Annotated in this window: 16 protein-coding genes and 1 CRISPR repeat array; of the genes, 2 read left to right on the forward strand and 14 right to left on the reverse strand. The window is 48.8% G+C overall.

Features of this window, described 5'->3' with window-relative positions:
- Positions 1-31 precede the first annotated feature (31 nt).
- The 9 genes from tnpB to K0T92_RS04070 all read right to left on the reverse strand — a co-directional run bounded on the left by tnpB (position 32) and on the right by K0T92_RS04070 (position 10,097).
- A complete protein-coding gene (tnpB, locus tag K0T92_RS04030) occupies positions 32-385 on the reverse strand; it encodes an IS66 family insertion sequence element accessory protein TnpB (RefSeq protein ID WP_219871083.1) in 354 nt (117 codons plus the stop codon).
- Complete coding sequence (gene tnpA / locus K0T92_RS04035) at positions 379-711, reverse strand: IS66 family insertion sequence element accessory protein TnpA (protein WP_219871084.1); 333 nt, start codon at positions 709-711, stop codon at positions 379-381. Before tnpA ends, tnpB begins: the two co-directional genes overlap by 7 nt.
- Before the next feature lie 112 nt (positions 712-823).
- Positions 824-1,191: direct repeats of the CRISPR family, unit length 32 nt; unit sequence ATTTCAATCCACACTCCCGCGCAGGGAGTGAC.
- 451 nt (positions 1,192-1,642) lie between these two features.
- Positions 1,643-2,641, reverse strand: a complete 999-nt coding sequence (locus K0T92_RS04040) for a LacI family DNA-binding transcriptional regulator (RefSeq protein WP_219871085.1) — start codon at positions 2,639-2,641, stop codon at positions 1,643-1,645.
- A 3-nt stretch (positions 2,642-2,644) separates the two neighbouring features.
- A complete protein-coding gene (locus K0T92_RS04045; protein ID WP_219871086.1) occupies positions 2,645-3,493 on the reverse strand; it encodes a sugar ABC transporter permease in 849 nt (282 codons plus the stop codon).
- Positions 3,490-4,803: a carbohydrate ABC transporter permease gene (locus K0T92_RS04050; RefSeq protein ID WP_219871087.1), complete on the reverse strand. Its 1,314-nt coding sequence runs from the start codon at positions 4,801-4,803 to the stop codon at positions 3,490-3,492. The genes K0T92_RS04045 and K0T92_RS04050 overlap by 4 nt, the downstream gene beginning before the upstream one ends.
- Before the next feature lie 91 nt (positions 4,804-4,894).
- Entirely contained in the window at positions 4,895-6,178 is a 1,284-nt protein-coding gene (locus tag K0T92_RS04055; RefSeq protein WP_219871088.1) for a sugar ABC transporter substrate-binding protein, read from the reverse strand.
- 43 nt (positions 6,179-6,221) lie between these two features.
- Positions 6,222-7,418: an MFS transporter gene (locus tag K0T92_RS04060; protein ID WP_219871089.1), complete on the reverse strand. Its 1,197-nt coding sequence runs from the start codon at positions 7,416-7,418 to the stop codon at positions 6,222-6,224.
- Positions 7,415-8,779, reverse strand: a complete 1,365-nt coding sequence (locus tag K0T92_RS04065) for an alpha/beta hydrolase-fold protein (protein WP_219871090.1) — start codon at positions 8,777-8,779, stop codon at positions 7,415-7,417. The genes K0T92_RS04060 and K0T92_RS04065 overlap by 4 nt, the downstream gene beginning before the upstream one ends.
- The gene (locus tag K0T92_RS04070) at positions 8,751-10,097 is read right to left on the reverse strand and encodes an alpha/beta hydrolase (RefSeq protein ID WP_219871091.1); all 1,347 of its coding nucleotides are present in this window, start codon (positions 10,095-10,097) and stop codon (positions 8,751-8,753) included. Before K0T92_RS04070 ends, K0T92_RS04065 begins: the two co-directional genes overlap by 29 nt.
- Positions 10,098-10,451: 354 nt before the next feature.
- On the opposite strand from K0T92_RS04070, the gene K0T92_RS04075 reads away from it, so the two are divergent.
- Positions 10,452-16,910 carry a bacterial Ig-like domain-containing protein gene (locus tag K0T92_RS04075; protein WP_219871092.1) on the forward strand — a complete coding sequence of 2,153 codons (6,459 nt, stop codon included), beginning with the start codon at positions 10,452-10,454 and terminating at the stop codon, positions 16,908-16,910.
- Positions 16,911-17,886: 976 nt separating this feature from the next.
- On the opposite strand, the gene K0T92_RS04080 is transcribed toward K0T92_RS04075, so the two are convergent.
- The 3 genes from K0T92_RS04080 to K0T92_RS04090 all read right to left on the reverse strand — a co-directional run bounded on the left by K0T92_RS04080 (position 17,887) and on the right by K0T92_RS04090 (position 20,430).
- Positions 17,887-18,294, reverse strand: coding sequence for a hypothetical protein (locus K0T92_RS04080; protein WP_219871093.1), 408 nt, complete (start codon positions 18,292-18,294; stop codon positions 17,887-17,889).
- Between the two features lie 297 nt (positions 18,295-18,591).
- Entirely contained in the window at positions 18,592-19,707 is a 1,116-nt protein-coding gene (locus tag K0T92_RS04085; RefSeq protein ID WP_219871094.1) for an NADH:flavin oxidoreductase, read from the reverse strand.
- A 309-nt stretch (positions 19,708-20,016) separates the two neighbouring features.
- Positions 20,017-20,430, reverse strand: coding sequence for an Lrp/AsnC family transcriptional regulator (locus K0T92_RS04090; protein WP_219871095.1), 414 nt, complete (start codon positions 20,428-20,430; stop codon positions 20,017-20,019).
- A gap of 848 nt (positions 20,431-21,278) precedes the next feature.
- Here K0T92_RS04090 and K0T92_RS25790 point away from each other — a divergent pair.
- On the forward strand, positions 21,279-21,608 hold the full coding sequence (locus K0T92_RS25790; RefSeq protein WP_485020572.1) for a transmembrane-type terpene cyclase: 330 nt from the start codon (positions 21,279-21,281) through the stop codon (positions 21,606-21,608).
- Positions 21,609-21,647: 39 nt separating this feature from the next.
- Here the strand turns inward: K0T92_RS25790 and K0T92_RS04100 are convergent, their stop codons facing one another.
- Positions 21,648-23,069, reverse strand: coding sequence for an ABC transporter substrate-binding protein (locus tag K0T92_RS04100; protein ID WP_219871097.1), 1,422 nt, complete (start codon positions 23,067-23,069; stop codon positions 21,648-21,650).
- Between the two features lie 31 nt (positions 23,070-23,100).
- Positions 23,101-24,195, reverse strand: coding sequence for an efflux RND transporter periplasmic adaptor subunit (locus tag K0T92_RS04105; RefSeq protein ID WP_219871098.1), 1,095 nt, complete (start codon positions 24,193-24,195; stop codon positions 23,101-23,103).
- Positions 24,196-24,215: the final 20 nt, after the last annotated feature.

The raw sequence follows: 24,215 nt of genomic DNA on the forward strand, positions 1-24,215 counted from the left end.
GTTAGGTATGGCGAAATGGCAAACGATTGCGTTAGATCACCGTGCTAGCCGTGACTTGAGAGTGAGCTTGCCGTTGGCTTAGCGCAAGTCCGTCTAGCAGCCAGCGAAGCTCGCGGTTAGAGACTGCCACCGGATCACCGCTGCCGATTGGCCACTGGAACGTCCCGCGTTCAAGGCGACGATAGAACAGCCAGAAGCCGTTGTGCTCCCAGTACAAAATTTTGAGTTTGTTGCGCTCGCGGTTACAGAACACGAATAAGCAGGTGGAGAATGGGTCAAGTCCAAAGCCTTCTTGAACGATTGCGGCCAACCCATCGATAGACTTGCGCAAATCCGTCGATCCACAAGCGAGATAAACACGCTGAGTGTTAGATAGCGTTAGCATAGCGCTTCCAATGCCTGCACGATTTCACGAAGGAGTCGAGCGTCGAAGCCTGTTCGAAGCTCAATACTGGCTTGTCCGACGCAAACAACAAGTGAAGGTGCTGAGTTTGGAGATTCGGTTTGATCAGCAACCGCAAGCGGTACCCAGTGAGTAGGCGGAGTTAGTGCGGCTGTGGAAGAAGCTGCTTTCGTTTTACGGAGCCAATATCTCAGTTTTTCTTTGGTGAAGTGATTGGATGTACACCATGCCGACATCGTAAGGCCACTGTTCCTATAATCCGCGATGCGCGCAATCCATTCGTGAAGACGTTGTTCTTTGGTAGTCATGAGGCAGCCTCCTGTATTGGGGTGCCCTCATTTTCTCATGTGGGGATTGGACTTTGAAGGTGGGGTAGGTTTGACGCTTACCTATCAACGGCGCGATCGTATCTACTGCGAGATTTCAATCCACACTCCCGTTCAGGGAGTGACCGAAGAGACCTCTAGATCCCTTTCTTCCTGCAACCAATTTCAATCCACACTCCCGTGCAGGGAGTGACTGCTGTAATCGAGAACAACTTTAGCTACCATGCACCATTTCAATCCACACTCCCGCGCAGGGAGTGACGTCCATGAGCTTCTGCCAGCCGAATTGATCATTCCGATTTCAATCCACACTCCCGCGCAGGGAGTGACTTTAAAAATGGAACAAGTCTTTTGACTATAGGAATTTCAATCCACACTCCCGCACAGGGAGTGACCCAACCCCTACGTCGAGCACAAAGGTAGAAAAATGATTTCAATCCACACTCCCGCACAGGGAGTGACAGTGGGCGTTTTGAGCCCATGTCTGGCAAGGTTTTGAAAGCATTTTAGTGCGAATCTCATTTTCAAGCGTTTAAAATGGAAATATTTATGCACAAAATCCCCCAAAACCCGCGCCGGGCACAAGGTGCGAAACCCCCAGGGATTTCATGTGAGCTTCACATTCGCACCAGCAGAATGAATCAGCCATCCAAAGCCATCGATTCCACAATTGCTACATATCAACCTCGGTCATATAGTAAATAATTGTAAGACCACTACCAATCCAGAGTAGTCCTCGACGACTATTTTGTCAATCATCCGCATGGATCCCACCCGCAAAGTAGTTACAATCACAATTTTGAAGAGCCAGGAGACGACCTCCTCTGACCCAACTCCTTCTCAGCAACACCTCAGCAACCACCCCAGCTTAGTCGATTAAATTGGCAATATAAAAAAGCCGACATTTGTCGGCTCACAGCAGCGGAATATGGATATAATGATCAAATTCCGCTTTGGTATATTCGTGTTTTCTGTTATTGGAATGCGAATCGATATAAAATTGCATGATCTGAAAGGCAACATCAACCTGATTCCTGTCCATTTCCATTCTCAGCGCGCTTATGTCCGGCGGCAATAGCTCCGGGCAGCCGCTCGTGCAAAAAACGGTCAACGGAAGCTCCATCCCCTGTGAAGCATTCGCAACATGCATACCGACAAATTCATTGATTATTGCGCCGCTCTTCCCACGCTGCTTCGCCAAAAAACCGGGCAAGCCATCCGCGCTGTCTGCGCTCAGGATGAAGATGGAATCCGAATCCATATTCGCAGCTTCAATAATTTGATTCATCAGGCTATCGTTATTGAATGACTCCATAACAAGGAAATATTGTCCTGAGCCTCTTCCCGTCCGCTCCTTCCAAAGCGCAAATGCCTTTCGGTAATCAAATACGACCTTGTGAAAAAGCGGGTCCTCGATATAGCTGTCAAGCAGCACAACTGGCACTCCGAGATTGAAGTGAACGGATATATCCCGGAACACCTCCTTCTTCACATCAACAAGAAGGACCCCGTCCACCTCCCGTTGCTGCACAATAGCGAGGTTCGGCTGTTCCGCGTCCATCCCCAATACAAGCAGGTGATAGCCTTCCCGATTGCAGACGGCTTCCATGCGTTCAGCCAGCATCCCGTAATAGAGCTGCTTCCAATAGCCGTCCCTTTTGCTGCGGTTAAAGAGCAGCACCAGCATGCCCGATTTCCCTTTGACCAGTGAACGCGCCGTCAAACTCGGAACATAGTTCAGTCTCTTGGCCGTATCAAGCACTCTGCAGCGCGTTTCATCCGTTATCGTCTGATTATCTACTTTGTTAAGAATATAACTGACCGTTGCCACTGAAACGCTAGCTTCACGGGCGATATCCTTCATCGTCGCTTTTTTCACAATCGGCACCTCATTGATTTTCTTCTCTATCATTAATTAACCCTTGGACGCCCCTGAAGTCAATCCCCCAACCAGATAGCGTTGCAAATACATAAACAGCACGGTGATCGGAATCGCTACTAGAACCGCACCTGCCGAAAACATTGTAAAATTACTGTTCTGGTAGGATGATACCATATCCCATAATCCGACCGCTACTGTCCACTGTTCCTTGGAACGAAGAATCAGCCTCGCAAAGATGAAATCAACCCATGCGCCAACGAAATTCGTAAGAGCAAGATAAGTCAGCATAGGTCTGGCCAACGGCAAAATGATGGATACAAACACTCGCAAATGACTGGCCCCGTCCATGCGGGCAGATTCATCAATGCTCCTCGGAATTGTATCTAGTATGCCTTTTGATACAAACGCACCGAAGACCGGAGCTCCCGCGGCGTAGACGAGGATGACCGCGATATGCGTATCCAGCAGCTTCATCTGAAGCAGCAGGACGTAAATGGCAATCATGCTCATAAATCCGGGAAACATGCTAAGCGACAGCAGAATCGACATCGATGTGCGCCTGCCGTAGAAGCGGAACCGTGAAAAGGCGTACGCCACGAGGGTCGTAAGCAAGGTACCGAGAACCATGCTTATAACGGATATTTTCACCGTGTTCCAATACCATCTCTTGAAGAGCAGCGTTCGGGATTCGAACAGCTCCCTATAATGCTCCAACGTGCTCGCCCTGGGGATCAGGTCTGGGCTGTACAACGAGCTTCCCTCCCGCAAAGAGGAGAGGACCACCCACAAAGCCGGATATAAAGTGCATAGCGATATAAGGATCAGAATGGCATAACCGAGGAGGTTGGACAACGTGCTTTTCCGCTTGCGTCTTCCATTCATTGGAACATATCCTCCTCTCTGAACGATCTTGATCTGCGGTAGCTCCCGATCGACAAGCTGGCGATGATAAGGAAGATAATGATTCCAATCGCCGATGCTGTGCTGAACTTGCTGCTTTCGAGCGTCAGTTTATACAGCCAGGTGACAAGCAAATCCGTGCTTCCCGCATATTGATAATCGGGCTGAACCGGGTTCCCGTTCGTCATGAGATAAATGACATTGAAGTTGTTGAAGTTGCCGGCAAACTGAATAATCAGAATCGGCGCCGTCGAGAACAGGATCATCGGCAGCGTTATAAATCGGAACCTCTGCAGCCCTGTTGCTCCATCCACTTCAGCCGCTTCATAAAATTCCTTCGGTATCGTCGATAATACGCCCATCATCAGCACCATTGTCAGAGGCATGCCGATCCACATGTTCACTGCAATGACCGTTGCTTTCGCCCATACCGGATCAGATAGCCAAGGCAGCTTGCCTAATCCGAAATAGGATAAATATTGGTTGATGGGTCCAAATTGCCCATTGAATAGATTCCGCATGACCAACAGGGAAATAATTTGCGGGATCGCGTAGGGCAAGATCAAGATGGTGCGCCACATCGTTTTGAATCGGATTCCTTTTCTTTGAATAAGAAGCGCAATGAGGATGCCGCTGAAATAAGTCGTAATTGTAGATAATACCGCCCAAATGATCGTCCAGATCAAGACACCATAGAAAGTCTTGCTCCATGTCTTTAACTGAAGAAGATCGATGAAGGATTGAAATCCTGTCCAGTCCACAAGCTTGGCAGGGGGAATATGATCGGGAGCAGAGTAATTCGTAAACGCCAGTAAAATCATGAAAATAATCGGCATAACAGTAAAGATCAAAATACCTGCAGCCGGGAGAGCCAACAGAAGATAAGCGAATTTCCGGTCGAGCAGCGCGTACATATCCTGACGGAACGTATGGATAGATTTGCCGGACTCTCTTATCCGCCCTGCATCATGCGCATCCTTTATATTCAACAGATAAATTCCGAGATAGATGACCGCCAAAGCAAGGATAATAAGTCCTTCTATCATCAGATAGATGGAGTGGTCTCCCGCAAGATGCTGATAAATCTTCCCGACAAGCTCCATACGTGCAGCATGGTCCCCCAAGGTGAGCAGTCCTCTAACTGCTCCCGGCACATACAGGATAGAGTAGTATAACCCGACCATATGGATTGCCAGAAACACGATCCCTTTCATGAACTGACGATTGTACAATTGACCAAGACCCATACAGAGCAGAGAGAGTATAACGGCGGTTTTCGAATAACGTTTCATTAGCCACTTTTCCTTTCATCATCGATGCGGAAACGCCCCGCCCGCATGGGGATGCGAGCGGCCGCCCCCTCTATAGTGCAGAACGAAACCGTTACAGTCCGCCTCCGGAAGAACCGCCGGATATCGAATCTTTAATTTGGCCTACAGCCTGATCCAGCGCTTGCTTGACATCCGCGCCGTTGTTCCAAACATCGGACATGGCGGCTGCCATCGGTATCCAAACCGCGCTCATTTCCTGAATAGAAGGCATTGGATAAGAATTCTCGAACTGCTTCGCTATCGCGGATACGAACTCATCCTTTTGCACGCCCTCATCTAGCATCACTTCTGAATTGGAAGGAGCTGCACCGGTCAATTGAAAATTAAGCAGCTGTGCGTCCTTGCTTGATGCGAAATGAGCAAAGCTCTTGGCGGCGTTCGGATAGCTTGTATAGGAATTGACATACCACGACTTAACCCCTGAGGACGATACGGATGGCTTGCCATTGATCGACGGAATCGGAACGGCGCCATACATGTCTCCTTTCTTTTTCAGTTCGCCGACGAGCCATGGACCGTCAATATTCATGGCAAGCTGGCCGCTTAGAAACTGTCCTTTCTTAACATCGTAAGTAACGTCGCCTGTACGCACTGGCAGAAGCTCGTCCTTCAAGGAGCCGTAATAAGCGACACCCTCCGCAGCGCCTTCATTATTGAGGCCGATATCGTTGAAATTGACGCCATTATTGCCGAATACATAGCCGCCGTTGGTAGCAATGAACATATAATTGAAATAGAAATTCTCAATTTCCCACATGAGGGCAAACTTGGCTTTATCGGGATCGTTGTATCCTTTGGCAAATTCCACTACCTCCTCGAAGGTGACCGGAGGATCAGGCACAAGCTGCTTGTTGTAGAACATGATTGGCGCTTCAATAGACAGCGGATAACCGTACATAATATTGCCATAGCTGACCGCCCGGATAATGTTGTCCTTGTTTGCGCTCTTTGTATCCTCTTGCCAAACATCATTCGGCAGCACAAGCCCTGCGGCAACCGCTTTGCCCAAATGATCATGCGTGAATATAACCACATCAGCGCCGATTTGGGCCGGACCATCCGTCGTCAGCTTGTTCAGCGTATCGCCCGCTCCTACTTCCTGAATCGTTATCGGGACGCCGTGTTTCTCTGTATATTGTTTTGAAACCGCATTCATAAATGGAAGGTCTTCTTTGCTGGCCCATATCAACAGCTCGGCTCCCGGCTCAAGCTGCAGCCCGTCTTCGGCGTTATCTCCCTTTGGGCTTGCCGTGTTGTTCAGCTCATTAGCATTACTGCAAGCAACAACTGCAAGCAACATCGATAATACCAGGATCAGACTCGTCATTTTCCTCATCGTGCATACCCCTCTTACAATAAATTTTCACTGCTTGAATCAGTCAGTGGCGGCGGCCAAAATGTTCACCTCCTCTCAAGCCGTTGCTAGCCAGCCACACCGCCAAGAACAGAAGCACACTTGCGCTGATTAAATAAAAAGTACCGGAAACGCCCAAATAGTGAAGCAAAATGCCGGCCAGCATGTTCCCGAGCGGAACAAAGCCGTTGAGCAGCATATTGTAAACGCTTGCTAATCTTGCTCTATCGCCCCCTTCTCCAGCGCGCAGCACCGCCGAATTCGAGACCGTAATAAATCCCGTCAGACAGAATCCGTACAAGCCGAGAAGAAGAACGACCGGCAGCCCGCGGGACATTGATGGCAGCGCCGCATAAATAACAGCGATGAGTGCAGGCAATAGCGGAATCAACCAGACCCGTTGAAACCAGCCGCTTCTTATCACTATAAGCACGGCTGCAAGCAGAGAGCCTCCTCCCATTGCTGCCAATAGCCGGCTGTAGCCAATGTCCGAATTCCCCGCTTGCTCTCCGGCGAACACAGGGAGCAGCGTATTATAATTCATTAGCAGCATGCCGAACACGAACACGATCAGCAGCACCCGCATCACTTGGGGCCGGGAATGGAGCGCTGCGGGCGCCTTAGGTTCATGACGGATAATCGTTGCAGGCCTGATATGATCTGAAGGCAGTGAAACCGACAGCAGCCCCACTAAGCCAATTACGAACAACAATGCGTTGACGGCAAAGCCCCATGACAACTCGGCAAGGACCATAAACAGGCTGGCAAGCAGCGGCCCCGCAATTCTCGCGCTATTGAAAACGATGGAATTAAGCGCAATCGCCTGCATCAAACGCTCATCCCCGAACAACCGGGTGAGAATGATTTGCTTGCAGGGCAAGTCAATCGCATAGATCGTACCCGTCAAAAAAGCCAATATAAGCAGAGGCTCCAGAGCCATCAGATCCAGTGCCAGCAGCAGGGCATAAGCCAGCATCATGATTGCATTGGCGGCCTGTGTCCATATTAAGACTGTCTTTGCAGGCAATCTGGCCAGCATTGCACCAATAAACCAGGAGAAGAGCAGCGTCGGCAAGCTGTATGCCGCCAATGTAACCCCCAGCCACAGAGGCGATTCCGAGATGCGCAGCGCCAACGTGGAAAGCATCGTCAGGTGCATCCACACGCCGACTACTGCAAAGGCCTGACCGACAATATAGAAAACAATCGCACGCCGATTCATAGTGAACCGTTCTGCTTCTCCCATGCCTCCACGCGGTATTCCAGTTTCATATCCTCATTCCACCGAATGATGCGATACGGAATAACTTCTCCATTCGCCCCTGCTTCATGTACCCCGCTGTCAGTCACAATTTTGTAGCGGACAGCCATATCACGCGGCAGTTGGAAAACGCCTCCGTATAGCTGCTCGGAAATTCGTGGAACAGCCAGTTTCCCGATCAGGATCGCTTCGTTCGCCGGTGTATTCGCTGGCACAAGAATGCAGATGGTCACATTAACAACATCAGGCAAATACTCGACGACCGAAGCCTCAACCTGTGCGCTCACCGCCGCCTTGCCTCTGTAAGTAATTTGCGCGTTTCCCTTTTTGAACGGCCTCACGGCGCCATTCTTCTGCACTTCAAGAATTGACGGATCGCTCGTCTCGAAGACGCCGTTCAAATCGGTCATTTCAAAGCCGCTGTCGAAGGTAACGACCGGGTTCAACCAAGAGACCATGCCCTCCAGCCCGAATTCGGTTCTTCCATACAGCCTGGCAGCAATCGGTTGTCCCGGATTTCCGAAAAAGTACAACAGCGGCAGATGGACCCGATCCGCCCAATCCTTCTCCGTATGCGCTGCACCCGGCACCTCATGAAACATCAGATTGTCGCCCGGGGCATATCCTTGCTCAATCAGCTCCTCTACGACTCCTCTTACATGCCGGACCAGAATATTCGCTTCAACCTCCCCGATATCAATCCACAAGCTCAAATTCGCTGTACCGGAATAACGGTTATAGAAACGGCTTTCTTCAAGCGTGTTCGGATTCAGTCGAATGAAGTAAGGGGACAGGATGCCTAATTTCGAGAAAATATGCGGATTGCGTAAGCCGATATGATAGGTGGCAAGTCCGCCCATCGACGAGCCCATCAGCGCCGTATGCTCCCGATCCGTTATTGTGCGAAACGACTGATCCATATAGGGCTTGAGCTCTTCGATCAGAAACCGCTCATACAACTCCCCTTTGCACATAATATCCGGGGCGCCAGGAATACCTCCGTCCTCAACAGCGAAAGCGTACTCATTCAGCCGTTCCTCGCCGCGGTTGTCGATGCCGATAATAATGATTTCTTCCATAAGTCCTTCCGCAATTAACCGGTCTGCTGTCAGATGCACATTCCAGGAGCTGTTGGAAAATGGATTCGGATTGAAAATTCCCTGACCGTCGTGCATATAAAGTACCGGATACCGCCGGCTTGACTCTTCAAAATAACTTGGCGGCAGGTAGATGTGCACTCCCCGTTCTTGCTCCATCACTGCGGAGGCGAAGGCGGGAATTCGCAGCAAGCGCTCATCCCAAGTATTCGGGTTCATCATCATGTTCCCACTCCTCTACAATGAAATGAAAGCTGGCAGATTCCGAAGTGCTGAACCTCCTGCTTGCTTCCCTTTTCTCATGAAATCCGAATCCCCGGGATACTTTAATATCAAAGGCCAAGTCCCGCGGCAAAAGAAAATGCCCTTGATAAAATCCATCCCGCTTCTTAGGTATTTCAAACCCGGCATGTATCTGGGCATCGGCAGGAGTGAGCGCAGGAACGGATACGCAGATTCCAATCTCCACCATATCCGACAATTCCGGTACAACCTCGATTACGGCTGAGCCCGTTACACCTTCATAGCGGACGAATACTTCCACCGTTCCTACAGTGAGAGGAACGATAGCGCCGTCCTCTTCTATCCGCAACACTTTAGGATGATCGACTGCATATTCGGCTGCAAGCAGGCTCATCTGGAAGCCTGTATTATACGTTACCTTTGGATAAAGATGAGTCCGCAGTCCCTTTAGGCCGATCTTCCTTCTGCCTTCAATATCCACGCTTTGAGGACGACCGATATAACCGAACAGATACAGCAGCGGGTTAGCCAGCCGTTTCGCCCAATCTGCCTGGGAATGCCCTGCTTCTGCATCCAGCATAAACATCAGATCGTCCCCGGGCTTGAAGCCCTGCCCAATAAGCTCATCGGCAAATTCCCGGACATGCCGCGGCATAATGATGCCTTCCACCCCGCCGATATCCAGCCACACCCGAACAGACGGCTTATCCGAACATGGACGGTAAATTTTCATCTCGCTTATGGGGTCTTGATCACCGCTCCCCTCCCCTTGCTCGTTTACAACCGCGTGCACGAAGAAAGGAGACAATATCGCAACCTGACCGAATATGTCCGGTCTTCGGAAAGCCATATGATAGGAGACGAGGCCTCCCGCAGACGAGCCGATCAATGCCGTATTTGCCCGGTCCGGCAAAGTGCGGAATAGGCGGTCGATCATCGGCTTTAGCTCCTCGATTATGAACTGCTCGTATACCTCCCCCTTGCATTTCGCATGGAATGCTTCCTCAACCCCTGGATTCTCGTGAAAATATTCAGATACACGTTGATCGGATATAGAGGATATAGCGACAATAATAATTTCCTTCATATGGCCTTCGCGGCTTAAGCGGTCTGCTGTATGGTGCATCTCCCACGAATCGCCCTTCTCGTCCGCATTGAACATATGCTGTCCATCATGCGCGTACAGGACAGGATAACGCTGCGGGACCTCCTCGTCATAGGAAGGAGGCAAATAAATATAAATTTCTCGAGAATTGTCCAAGTACTTTGAATAAACATTAGAAATTGTGATGATATTCATTTCCACAACCAACCGCCTCTTCAATAATCTAAAATCACTTAAACGATTAATGTATACCACTTATACGTTTAAGTGATTTGTTAAATGGATTCTACTCCTTACCTGTTATTTTTGTCAACTAGGAAAATAATGTAATACTAATGTTAAAAAAGTAGACATCGAGCTTTAAAAACTTCATTCAGCAGGAGAAAAGAGAGTGATATGGTGTTATGTAGGGTTGAAAGCGCTTTATATTCTTAAATCTTCATCACTTTGCGTAGGAAAGGAGACGGTAGACGAATTTCAACGGATTCCACGCATTCGACCTCAATTCTTGCAAGGCTATCAAACCCGAAGTAAAGGAGATCGTAAAACATGGGGAAGCTTTTAAAAAGGGCAGGAGTCTATGTTTTAGCATTGCTTGTTCTTATGCAAGCAATGGCATTAGATGGTTTCAATACAGCATGGGCTAATTCGGATACGCCTGATGAACCTTATGTATCCACAATTCCCACGCCGCAGAACAGCCATCTGATCAATCCCGAATACAACAGGGATTATGACGACATGAGCGTACAATCAAGCGCCGGTATTGTTCATCCGGGTTATTTTATCAGTCGTGAAGACTTGAACGTTATGCGCGACATGATCTGGCAAGGGAATTCGCCGTGGAAAGAATCATTTGAAACCTTTAGAAAAAGTGCCTACTCCAATTTGACTTATATCAACAGTGGACCCTTTACTACGCTGACCAGCGACAGGGAAACCTATGCGCTGATTCGCGACGCGAACGCGGCCTACTACTTATCCTTAATGTGGTACATTACAGGCAATAACGATTATGTCGATAAGGCCAAGAAAATTCTGAACGACTGGTCGAGCACGCTGGTGACCGATTCGAAGCGGGATATTATTCGCAGCGGAATAGCCGTTCCCATGCTGGTAATGGCAGCCGAAATTCTCAGATATACACCGAGCTCCGGCTGGGGGAGCGATGAGGAGCTTGAGAAATTCGAGAGTATGCTGAGGCTTCTCCTTCCCGGCGTCGACCGGAAGGACGGCTACTTCAATCAAGGAAATTTCGGCGCGCAAGCCTATATGGCCATAGCGATCTATCTGGACGATCTGGACATGTATAAGGACGCCGTCGAGCGTATTGTGCGCAATCAAGCTCGGGTTGGCTTATCCGGGATATCACATAATTTCTCGATTGATTCGATGATTCTGGACTCCGGCCAACAGGTTGAGATGGGACGCGATATTCCGCATGCCCAGGAGAGCATGCTGCCGATGTCTGCGATGGCGCGCACAACCTATATTCAAGGCACATTGGTAGATGAGACGGGAGCGTTCAAAACCGCCGAAGAAGGCGGTGTCAATCTGTTCGAGTTATATGGACAAAAGCTTTTGAAATATGCCGCCTACTTCTCCAAATATAATCTTGGCGGCGAAGTCTTCTGGCAGCCTAGCATCAACGGAACCGGGGATCAATCCCCTTTCGGTAAAATTACGACGGATGGCAGAGGACGGATTTTCAATACCTTTGGCACTCTGCTGAATTATTATAAGCATGAAAAGGGATATGCCGATGAGGATGTCAGAACCGATCCGTACATGAGCAATGAGGACGGCATCTATATGAATTTGTACGGAGACAGCACCTACGGGAGTCTGTATAAATATATCGATGCCGCATATGAAAGCGCTGACACTCTTGGCGTAGAAGAGATGGTAACTACACCATGGACGGTAAGCATAGGGCAGACAGGAGCTGGTCTCCCCGCAGATCCTGAACCGGTAGATGACTCTTATGAGGTATATAACCGACTGCCAGGCTATCAGTACACAGCCACCGGCGGTACGGAAGGCGGCGTTATCACCGAACCGTTCCCGGATGAGGATGGCATCATGCGATTTGCTACCAGCAATGTGAAGAACGGCGCCTGGACAGCCTATAGCGTGGATTTTGACCAATTCGGATCCACTCCAGGCAACATTGCGGACATGCTGATGATCAGCTTCGGCATGAATTCGAATATTGGCGGCAGTATAGATGTGCGAATTGGCGATCATGTAGCGAATCCTACAGTGAACAATTTCAACAATTCGACGCTTGCCGGCACTATACAAGTTGAGAATACGAGCTGGTACAACATTTTCAAGACCAATTCGCAAAAGCTCAAGGCCAGACCTGACCTTCTAACCGGTCAAAAAACAGTTTATTTCTACTTCTATGGCTCAGGCAACGGCTATAATTTTCATGGAAATACGCAATGGTTCAAATTTACGAAATCAACGCTGGCAACGAATACGAAAGCGGCGGATGCCGATCTGTTCAGTTCTGCGGCCGCCGTCAAAAACCCGGATCAAACCGTTACGTTGTCGGACGGCGGATATATAGGGTTTAAAAATATGGATTTCGATAAAGGAATCCACACGTTTAATCTCACTGGCAAAACAACCGGCGGAACATTAAAGCTCGTATTGGGCTCGCCGGGCAGCGCACCCTTCAAAGAATACGCGCTGACAAGCACAGGCGAATTGATGCGGACGCTCACATTCGAGCATGGCGACAATGAGCAATTGTACGGCCGCAATGGCGGCAATAATGATGTCTATCTCGTGTATGAGGGCGCCGGCAGCATTACAATTGACAGCATGGTTGCAAAGCCGGCTGTTAACGCATCAACCTTTCAACCTGTCAGCGGCGGAAGTTATGCTTTCCAGATTGAAGGAGAGGCAACAAGAGCGGAAGGAAAACAAGGATCTGTCAAGCTTGCTGTAGCACCGGGAGCAAAAACTTCCGTGTCTTACACAGATGTTGATTTTCTAACAGGAAGCCCTACTCTGCGGATTAAAGTAAAAAGCGATACAGACGCCGTCTTGCATTTCGACATGCTGGGCGATCCGGTCGGCAGAGTGGCGCAATTCAAAGTACCCAGAACGGATGGACTTAGCGCCGATGGCTGGATCACGCTGAATTTCAATCTCGCGGCCACCGGGTACGAGTCCCAGATCGGCACAACAAACTTTTTGCGAGTCACAGCTTCCAGCGAGAGCTCCGGGACCGTGGAATTGAAAGATTTTCTGTTCAATGAGAAGAGAGATTACTCTGCGCTGTCGATTGCTTCCAATGTCAATGAAATTCTGTTGTACCCGGGAGGCAGTTATACAAACAATGTGCTGGCGCATGACGTAAACGGCAATCAGGCTGCCGTTGTCGCGACATCCAAGCCCGAATCCGCTACTTATGATGCGCAAAGCGGCAATTTGGTCTGGCAGGTGCCAGTGGATGAGCCCGAAGGAAAAGGATACATCACATTGGCCTCAACTAGCGGCGATGGCGTCAGCACATCCGTATTTATGGTGCAATACAACGTTCTCCAGAACGAGAACTATATCGCCAAGCTGATCGCCGATACGATCAACTTGTATCCGATCACCGAAGCACTAGCAGAAGACGACTATACGCCGGAGAATTGGCAGATTATTGTTTCCGCACTGAGCAATGCCAAGGCCATTACGGCTCAGGTCTCTCCATCCAGAGAGGATGCGGAGACGGCCTATTATGGTCTGAAGAATGCGCTGGATACGGCTCTCCCGATACAGGAGGCCGATATTTTCGGCAAGAGCTTTAACATCACACTTAACAATGGGAATACGGGCGGAACAGCTCGAAACATCGTATCGATCTGGTTTGACGGCAAGCCCAACACTTTTACGGAATGGCAAGGAAGCAACCAATGGGCAATGTTTGATTTCGGGCCGGCTACGACCTTCACACTGGACCGGGCGAAAATTTTGGGTAGAGCGCAATGGGGATCCAGAATTTCCGGCGTTCGTATTGAAGGATCCAACAATGGCACGAACTGGACACAGTTAACGGATCCCGCCGCGAATACAGATGCCCTGCAGAAGTTTTTCAGCAAAGACGCCAATACGGCCTTCCGTTATATCAGAGTGCTTAACAACGGAAGCTGGTATGCTAATTTGGCGGAGCTTAAATTGTACGGTACATTTACGGATCTGAACTTGCTTGAAGAAATTAGCGAGGTATCGCTTGCATCGAGCAACGAGAATCCAACGGTTGCTAATGTCGGAGATACGGTGTCACTCTCATTTAAGGCGGACAATGTTATTGAAGACGTAAATGTTGTCCTTTATGGCAAACCTGTAGTGCCGGTATCCGAGGATGGTTTGAACTGGAAGGCGGAAGTCGTTGTCAGCGAGCTTGATACGCCGGGAGACATCAAGTTTGTTATTAATTATAAGGATGGATGGCCTGTGGAACAGACAACGGACGGCTCATCCGTTAAGGTGCTTGAGGAGCCAGGATACATTCATAATGTAATGGATATCGCCAGCTTCATTGACTCAACGCCTAACCGCGCGGCAGAGACTACTCTGGCACAGGTAGCCAATCTGTTCGACAGAGATATAAGAACGAATTCGGATTTCCGCGGTCCCGGCAACAACGGGGCAGGCTGGTTCATTATGGATTTCAAGGATCGGATGATCAAGCTGAGCAAGGTTAAATTGATCGCGAGACAGGATCAGCTTGCACGGGCGGCAGGAACAGTAATACAAGGCTCCAATGACAATGTGAGCTGGACGAATCTGGTTACTGGCGTGGAAGGCGTACAGCCTTGGCAAGCGTTCGACGTAACAGATCAAACGGCATACAGATATTTGAAGGTGACGAACCCTGGCAATTGGTATGGCAACTTGGCCGAGGTCAAGCTTTACGGCGAATTTGCAGAGCCGGAACTGGAAGTCGAGAGCATTACCGTTAACTCAACGACACATCAGACACAATATCTGGTAGAAGAAGAGCTTAGCGTTGCAGATCTGACGCTGGAAGTAAGCTGGAGCAATGGAACCAAAACAACGGTGCCTGTCACAGCCGAAATGGTAGAGGGCTTTAGCAGCAGCGCTGCTGTGGAAAGCCAAACGCTGACGATTACTTACCAAGGAGCGACCACTACGTACAATGTCGCCATTTTGGAAGCGCCGACAGTCGCAGGAATCGCGATCAAATCGTCAGGGCACAAAACGCAATACCGGATCGGCGATGTTCTCGACGTATCGGGCTTGACGCTTGAAGTCCGTTGGAGCGACGCTACAACGACCGAAGTGGCAGTAACGCCGGATATGGTTAGCGGGTTCGATACCAGCGTGCCAGTGGACAGCCAGCAACTGACGATCACCTATCAAGGCCAGTCAACAACCTTTGCGATCACGATTGTGGATGCGGCTGTCCCCGTGGTAGACAGCATCGCGATCAAGTCGACGGAGCACAAGATACAGTACCAGGTCGGCGATACGCTCGATGTATCGGGCTTGACGCTTGAGGTCCGTTGGAGCGACGATACAACGACCGAAGTGGCGGTAACGCCGGATATGGTTAGCGGGTTCGATAGCAGCCGTGCGGTGTCGAGCCAGACATTGACCGTTACTTATGAAGGCCGCACGGCAACCTTTACGATCACGATTGTGGGTGCGTCTGTCCCGTTGATAGACAGCATGGCGATCAAATCGACGGAGCACAAGACACAGTACCAGGTCGGCGATACGCTCGATGTATCGGGCTTGACGCTTGAGGTCCGTTGGAGCGACGATACAACGACCGAAGTGGCGGTAACGCCGGATATGGTTAGCGGGTTCGATACCAGCGTGCCAGTGGACAGCCAGCAACTGACGATCACCTATCAAGGCCAGTCAACAACCTTTGCGATCACGATTGTGGGTGCGGCTGTCCCGTTGATAGACAGCATCGCGATCAAATCGACGGAGCACAAGACACAGTACCAGGTCGGCGATACGCTCGATGTATCGGGCTTGACGCTTGAAGTCCGTTGGAGCGACGATACAACGACCGAAGTGGCGGTAACGCCGGATATGGTTAGCGGGTTCGATAGCAGCCGTGCGGTGTCGAGCCAGACATTGACCGTTACTTATGAAGGCCTCACGGCAACCTTTACGATCAAGATTGCTGCCAGACCGGTCGTAATCATCCCGCCGACCACTTATGTCGTCAGCTTTGACGCCAACGGCGGAACGCCAGTGTCGAGCCTGACGGTAAATGCCGGTTCGGCAGTAGGTACTTTGCCTGGGACTGCACGAGAAGGCTATATATTCGAAGGATGGCACAATGCGGACGGAACTCCGTTCTCCTCTTCAACGGCTATCTATTCCAGCCGAACACTAACCGCGAAGTGGAGCAAGCAGCCGAATGCGGCGGAGCCGGAAACACCAGAAAAGCCGGTAGAGCCGGAGCAACCGGAACGTCCGATGATTAAGTTTACGGATGTGCTGGAGACGAACTGGGCCAGCAAGGAAATTGGACGCTTGGTCGAGCTGGGAGCCATCTCGGGATACGGGGACGGAACCTTCAAGCCTCAAGCAACTGTAACAAGGGCGGAGTTTCTGAAGATGATTGTGCTTTCGCTGGGGCTGCAAGCGGAAGGAAGCAAGGCATTTGCCGATACGGAAGGTCATTGGGCGCAGCAATATGTTTCCATTGCAGGAGCGCTTGGGATCGTAAGAGGCAAAAGCGACAATACGTTTGAACCGAATGCCGTTATTACGAGAGAGGAAATGGCCGTCATTCTGGCCCGAGTCGCCAATATGGCAACCGTTTCAAGCAAAAGTCCGTTTAAAGACGGCGGCAGCATCTCGGGATGGGCTAGCGACGCGATTGCCGCGATTGCGGAAGCGGGCATCATGAGCGGATATCCGGACGGAAGCTTCCAGCCTCAGAACAATGCATCCAGGGCTCAAGCGGCGGCTGTAATTGTCAGAATGATGGATTACCTGCTTGAAGTCCGAGAGTAGCCCGGACTAGTTTGTTGAGACACAAGGGTAGTCCCCCCTGCCCCATCATAACAGTTTTCAGAACTGCTCGTTTCACAAGCAACTCTATTAAGCATATTATTTTCAAAGCTTGAAATTGATATGAAGATCGCCGAATTGACGGCGATCTTCATATCATTTTGGTGACAGGCGGCCATTCTCTGGATCTGCTAGATCTGCTGCTCATCTATAGCAAATCCATTACAGTTGTTCATAAGCATAAGCCATATTAGGTCTCTCCTTTTCTGTTGACGCAACTGATCGAACTGCAGCAACCCACCATTCCCTTAGTAACACCTCAAAAACCAAACCGTTTACAGTTGTTGTAGTAGTAAAAAGTTTTAGAGTTACTCAGTGGGCGGCTTACTGGTTGAAGTTCCTTGGTCAGTATCAAAAGGCAGTTTATTCGAATATAAGATCGTATCGTTAAAACAGAATCGATGACGCATTCAGCAAAGATAAAAAAATCGCCCCACTTCTTTGAAAGCAAGGCGATTTTCTATCTGAGATTGCGATCCACAAACATGCTGACCAGGCAATACTAGTATTCAGCATTTCAATTCACACATAGGCTTCGCCCATTATGATGGCAAGCAATTAACGATATTTAGTTGAAAATGTTTGCAAACGGCGAGGAGATTCTTGATAAAGCTACTCTGAAATCATCAAACATACTTTCTGGGCAGCCCCTTCTCCAAGTGTTTGAAGTCAGAGTGACGAAGAAGCCTGCGAATGTGCATGAATTTCGGTTACAAGACGCCATAATGGTACAATTCCTGCGATCGTGCATGAATTTGAGGAAAAATCGGCCGTTAAGGGAAAACCAAGGTGAAATACCTGCACTCTGGCAGGCATTTCACCTTCATGGGGTCAGAAATGCGAAAAAAACTGCCGTTCCGCATGTTTTGTCTAGCCCACATCTCAGGAGAGAAAACTCCAATTACATTATGACATTATCTTACCCACGCTCTCGATACCACTTTTTCTCCTTATTAGCAACCTTCCCTCCTACATATGGAGCTGCTAACATGCTGAGATCAATCAAGAAGTTCACAAAAAAAGGATCGCTTTCGGGATCACCTATCAAAATTATGGATTCTGAAAAGCTCCATGTAAACATAATTAGACCCATTATTAAAGCTTGATTCCATATGATACCTTCTCTTGTATGCCTTTGTGCATAGTAACCACCAATGATCAGAGATAACACAGAAAGAGTTATCAAAATAGGATACTCGTAATCATTAAACCAGTCTTTCAATCCTATAGCTACTAGCAGCGCTAATGAGGATAAACCTAGAGCAATAGATGAAAAAAACAATCCAATAAAACCAATTGCCAATGCTTTTAGATCAAATCTCTTCATAACTTACCCCTTTTTATATGTATAATTATATATTTTACCATACCATACTCCCAAAATAATTATAAATATAATCGAGGTTCAAATACGTGATCCCCAAGGCATAATCGGTACTAACCTAATATCAAAATAATCCAGCGAAGCATACACGTTGATTTCAAATGCCACCATTAATGCCAGAAACCTTACAGCATGGGAAAAATCGCAGTAGCACCCGTTGCACGTATTCATTCACAAATACAAGAAAAAAGAGGCCCCCAAAGGCACCTCTTCTTACGGATTATATAAGACTCAGCTTCATTAAAATAATGTCTGGGTGGCGCTTGGTTCGAAGCTCAAAAGCTCTTCTGTCCGATTACCGCGTATTTTGGCTGACCATGCCGGATCAGCGAGCAAGGCACGGCCTACTGCCACCAAATCGAATTCCCCGTTCTCCAGCCTTTCAATCAAGCTGTTGAGAACTGCTGGCTGCGCATTATACCCTTTGCTGCTTCCAAACTCATTATCCAGCCCAACTGAGCCTACTGTTATCGTCGGTTTTCCTGCCAGCTTCTTCGTCCAGCCTGCCAGATTCAGATTAGAATCTTGAAACTCCGGCTCCCAATACCGACGTGTCGAGCAATGGAAGACATCCACACCCGCATCTGCAAGCGGCCTCAGAAATTGCTCAAGCTGCTGAGGCGACTCGGCCAGCTTGGCCTCATAATAGCCGGCTTTCCATTGGGAAAATCTCAACACAATTGGAAAATCCGGTCCAACAGCTCGGCGGCAGGACTGTATAACCTCAACCGCGAACCGCGTCCGGGCTGCCAGATCCCCGCCGAAGCGATCCGTGCGTTGGTTTGTTTTGCCCCAGAAAAACTGATCGATCAAATAACCATGCGCGCCGTGAAGCTCAATTCCGTCAAAGCCGATTCGAGCTGCATCTGCTGCTGCCTGTCCATATGCTGCGATGACATCCCCAATCTCATTCTCCGTTAAAGGCTCCGTTATTTTCTCTCCTGAGAGATTCAGTCCGGATGGGCCGATTGGCAATGCCTCAGGGTTTGGAAGATCGCCTGGCTTGCGCGTCAATCCTACATGCCACAGTTGCGGGATGATTTTGCCTCCTGCTTCATGAACCTCTTTTACCACATTGGACCAACCGCCCAGCGCCGCCTCGCCATGAAAATGAGGGCAATTCGGACCTGCCGAAGCAGCCGGATGATTGATCACCGTTCCTTCGGTCACGATTAGGCCGACCCCATTCTCCGCCCTTCGGCGGTAATAAGCCGCCACATCCTCCCCCGGCACACCATTCGGAGAGAATCCTCTAGTCATCGGCGCCATCACAATGCGATTGGCCACCTGCAAACTTCCGGTTGTAAAAGGCTTGAACAATGCTTTAACCGAAGTTGCGTTGCTGGCATCAGACATTTGCCTACCTCCTTGTATATTTAATGTTCGTCTGCAATACTTGTGCACCCTTTCATACTATCACGAATACCCATGTAACCCTAGTATTTTACTCATGGTATGATCTGAACACCAAATTTTTAAATAACATCGACTCGATAAAAGATTATAAAAATTGATTGACTTAAATTCAACCCAGTCAATCATTTTTCCATCTTTAATTTGTAAGTCGAATGCTGATTCCCCGAATGTTATACTCGCCGCAGACTATTTCACACAGTAATGACGATGTTGCTTTTCGTGCCCTTATCGACATAACGGTAGGCTCGCTTATTTGACTTGATCAATAGAAATATTGATTTTATAGTGTCCGTACGTTAATATCTCGTCCAGCAGATTGGCCAATAGATCCGGGTCCGCAAGCTGCACCTTCAGAATAAAACAAGGCTCGCCGCTTACCCGGTGGGCTTCTTTAATTTCATCCCTCGTCTTTATAAACTCCGTGAATTTGGTGTGCCTGTAGTCCTTCATCATCACAACAATAAATATGCATTGATTATTGCCGAGGAGCCTTTCATTGAGCTTAACCGTATACCCTTCAATAATCCCAGCCTTCTCCAATTTGTTAATTCGATTGGTGACAGCGGGAGCACTCATATGAACCAATTCACCGATTTCCTTCCATTGAATTCTTGAGTTCTGGAGGAGCATTTTAATCATCATCATGTCGGTGGAGTCAATCATTGTGAATTTTCCTTTCACGGGCAAAGTAAATCGTGAACATTACTTACGTCATGATATGTAACGTTCACCATAATCTCGATACTATTATACCAGTAGACAATAAATAACAAGCAATATGAAGGAGGAAGTTTCTCTCCTATATGAAGGAGATCGTCAATGAGATTCAAACCATGAACGTTGCTGTCGTGGAGCTGCCCCCCTGAACGGGAGGTTCACTTAGAGATGTTCCTTCACGAGGGTGAGCTATACATAACGTTTGCCAATCGGGGCGTTCATCTGTCGAATGAAATGATCGGACAAATCTTCCAACCCGGCTATACGACCAAGGAAGACCGGCCTAATGGATGTCTAAAGAAAATAAAGTGTTAGCTCGAACACAACTATGCGATATATAAATTTGATAAATCTTAGAACTGAAGCGAGGTCGCAGATGAAACGGTTTGTATCGAAACGAAGGGCAATAGTTATCATTGCTTTGCTTGCTTTTATATTAGCAACTTACCACTTTTCTCTGGGAGACGATGAAGATTATCTGAATTACGTATTGTGGAGAACTATTCAAAGGCAAAATTATATGCTGAAACAGAGCTTGTACTTGCGTGTATCGTTCCCGAGAAGCGCTCAAGTCCAATATTAATTGGTATTAAACACAAGGGACATGATAGCCATAACTGGTGTCTGTGGTTGTTTCATATGCATAGACTAGCCCTCATAACAAGCTGTAAATGGTCAAAAGTTTTCCGAAAGGATGCGATTGCTTTCATATGGAGTCCCTTTTGCCGCTAAAAGTACAGTACCTTTTTCTATTGTGAGTAGCTCTATTTTGGATCATCGTCTATATTCTCGTCATCTATAAAGGGTTCAAGCATCATGTCTGCGAGATGCCCCTCGCCGCCATATGCGCCAACATTACTTGGGAGTTTCTTTTTACCTTCTGCATGCCGTTTCATCTGCTTCAGCAAATCATAACCTTCATATGGTTTCTATTAGATTGCATCATTCTACTCCAGTTTCTCACCTATTCCAAAGGGCAGGTTTCAAAACGTACACTTCGTGCGGCCGTCTTCACTTTGCTTGTCGTCGCACCAAATTTTGGATGCTACCTGATTTCACAGCCCCGCTTGTTGCGGAACATCAACTTAATAAAGAACCTCCGATCCTACATTACTCATAACTAGTAGTTTCAGAGGTTCAACATGCCATACTTGAACTATCCGCTACTCGTTCAAATACGTATTAATCCGGTTGGCAGCCGATTGGGCTACTGCTTCGGCCGATTTGTTGCCGCTGAAATACGCAGCTGATTCCTCGGTAATCATGCTCAGTACTTTCGAATCCTGATTGGTGTATTTGCCGACGGATGGCATCAGGTCAGATACTTTCTTAATATCTTCGTCACTTACGGTCGGGTGGATTTCTTCTCCATCCTTGCCCCTCAACATAATTTTGGCTGACTTGCCGCCTCTTTTACTGCCTCCCCCTTCTAGTATTTGCTTCGTATCAGCCAGCTTGTCATTAAGCGCTGCCTGGTTCACGGGAAAATTCATCATGGCCATGGAAGTCTGCATCTCTTCGGAAAGCAGAAACTTGACGAACGACCATGCGGCATCCTTCACCTTCGAATTGGCATTCAGCCCAAGCACCTGGCTTGATTTGAACGGTATGCCCTCATCCTGTCCGATTCCCGGGGGACGAAGCATGGTCTGCAATTTACTTTCCATCTGCGGGATCAGAAGGGCGCTCATCGGGGAGTCCATGTTCATGAGACTGAAATTGGAATTGCCCGGTCCCATCATCTCTGAAGTTGCCAGACCTCCATCATAGAGCTTCTTGATGTTCTCCATATAGCCCTGAAAGGCTTCCGCATCAAATAAGATGGAGTTCCCGTCCTGCTTCACCAGCTGCCCGTATACTGATTCGGCCACATATTTGAGCAGCATTTCGGGTGTGAGCATGGCAATGCCATATTTGCCCTCGGTCTTCATTCCGGCTAGCAGGTCGACGAATTGCTCCCATGTCCATGTTCGGTCATCCAGATCATGCTGCTGGAGCAGAGAAGCGTCCCCGAGCAAGACATCCAGCGAAAAGGAGGTAGGGATACCGTACCAGCCGCCGCCTTTCGAAACACCGTCAAAGATGTTCTCGTAATAATCGGATTTGTTGAAGCTGCTGTCTTCTCCGGCCACTTCGCTCCAATCAGCCAGAAGTCCCTTTCCGGCATATTTGTCGACAGGAAGATTTTCTACAGAAATAATATCTGACGCATTGCCTGACATGAGCGCAGTATTGACGCTGCTTACGTATTTCTCCACCTCCTCCGGTTTCGGTCCATTATCCGTGCCTCGTATCATAACGGCTTTGTCACCGCTGCTCGTGTCCGCAGGAACAATTTCATTGATTTGAATGTCGATATCGGGGAACATCTCTTCGAATTTCTGCTCTGCTTCTATAAGGAAACGATCCCTCGTCAGGATGCTCATCGTTACGACTGTTTGGCCCTCTGATGCTGCAGGCGTACTGCCAGTGGGCACCGTTGACCCATTCACTCCGTTGTTACTATTACCTCCCCAGCATGCCGTCAAGGCAGCGCACAGCAGAATCAGCACACCCATTTTCCAAAATCCTGTCTGAATCCTCATTGTATTTCCTCCTTCGTTTGATTCGATCATTTTAGTAACGGACGCGGTCGCCATCGCTGATCGGTTCGCTAGAGTCCGTAATGAACAGCTCGTCAGGCATCAGCCCGTCCACAACTGCCGTATCTCCGTTCTCGTCTTTGATGGTTACATAGGTTTTGGCGGCGTAATAGGCGGTGCCGAGCGGCCCGTTTTTGTCCGTCAGGGTGAATATGTAATAGCCGTTATTGTCTTGTTGGAGCACAGCTTTCGGAATTTGCATCCCGAAGGAACGGCTCTGATTCGAGATGCTTATGTAGGCCTTCAAGCCCGGCTTCAGCTTAGCATCCGCCACTTCGAACGTTATTTGTTTGTTGCTTCCTTCCGAATTACCATCATTGCCGCTCGCCTCTGCATCCTCAATATCAGAGATCAACCCCTCTATGCTCCTCCTCGGCTCTTCATCGAGCGCTATGCTGACTTTGTCGCCAATGCGAAGCAGGGAAGCATCGTTGCTGTCCGCCATAATGGAGAACTGATAGCCGGCAGCGTCGTCAGCGATTTCAATAACTGGCTGTCCTCTGCTGGCTGCAGCTCCTTCAGATGCGTTAAGAGCTGTAACGATGCCGTCAACGGGGGCTCTTAGCGTGCCGCCTTCGGCGATTTGCTTCTGCAAATCTGCGAGTTTGCGCTCCTGCATCTCCATATCCAGCTTATGACTCTCGATGCTGCGCTTCTGATCTTCAATGCCGGACGTATCGCCGCTCCGCAGCACGGCTTTCATCTGATCTATCATCCTTGCCAATTGCAGCTCCTGCTGCTGATAGCGGGTCTTCTCATCCTGCAATGTTCTTTTGGTCGAAGCGGTATTGAAAGTAATAAGAGGATCACCCCGCTTCACCCGGTCGTTCTTCCGTTTGAGTATCTTCTCAACCTTCCAGTCCGCTTCTGCATGAAGCTGTGCAGTGTGCGCAGGCTGGAGAAAGCCATCCCCCGATACGTTCAGGTCAAGTCCGCCCATGCCGGGCTTATCGACAGCTACTTTAGGAAGTGACAGGCCCTGAATGGTATTGGACAGAAATGTAAGTACAAGAAGAAGCGCACAAAAAATTCCGATCATCCAGCTCAGCATCCCTTTTCGCCGTTGCATATTCGCAAATATACCTCCTC

The organism is Paenibacillus oenotherae, assembly GCF_019443105.1.
Taxonomy (GTDB): Bacteria; Bacillota; Bacilli; order Paenibacillales; family Paenibacillaceae; genus Paenibacillus_Z; species Paenibacillus_Z oenotherae.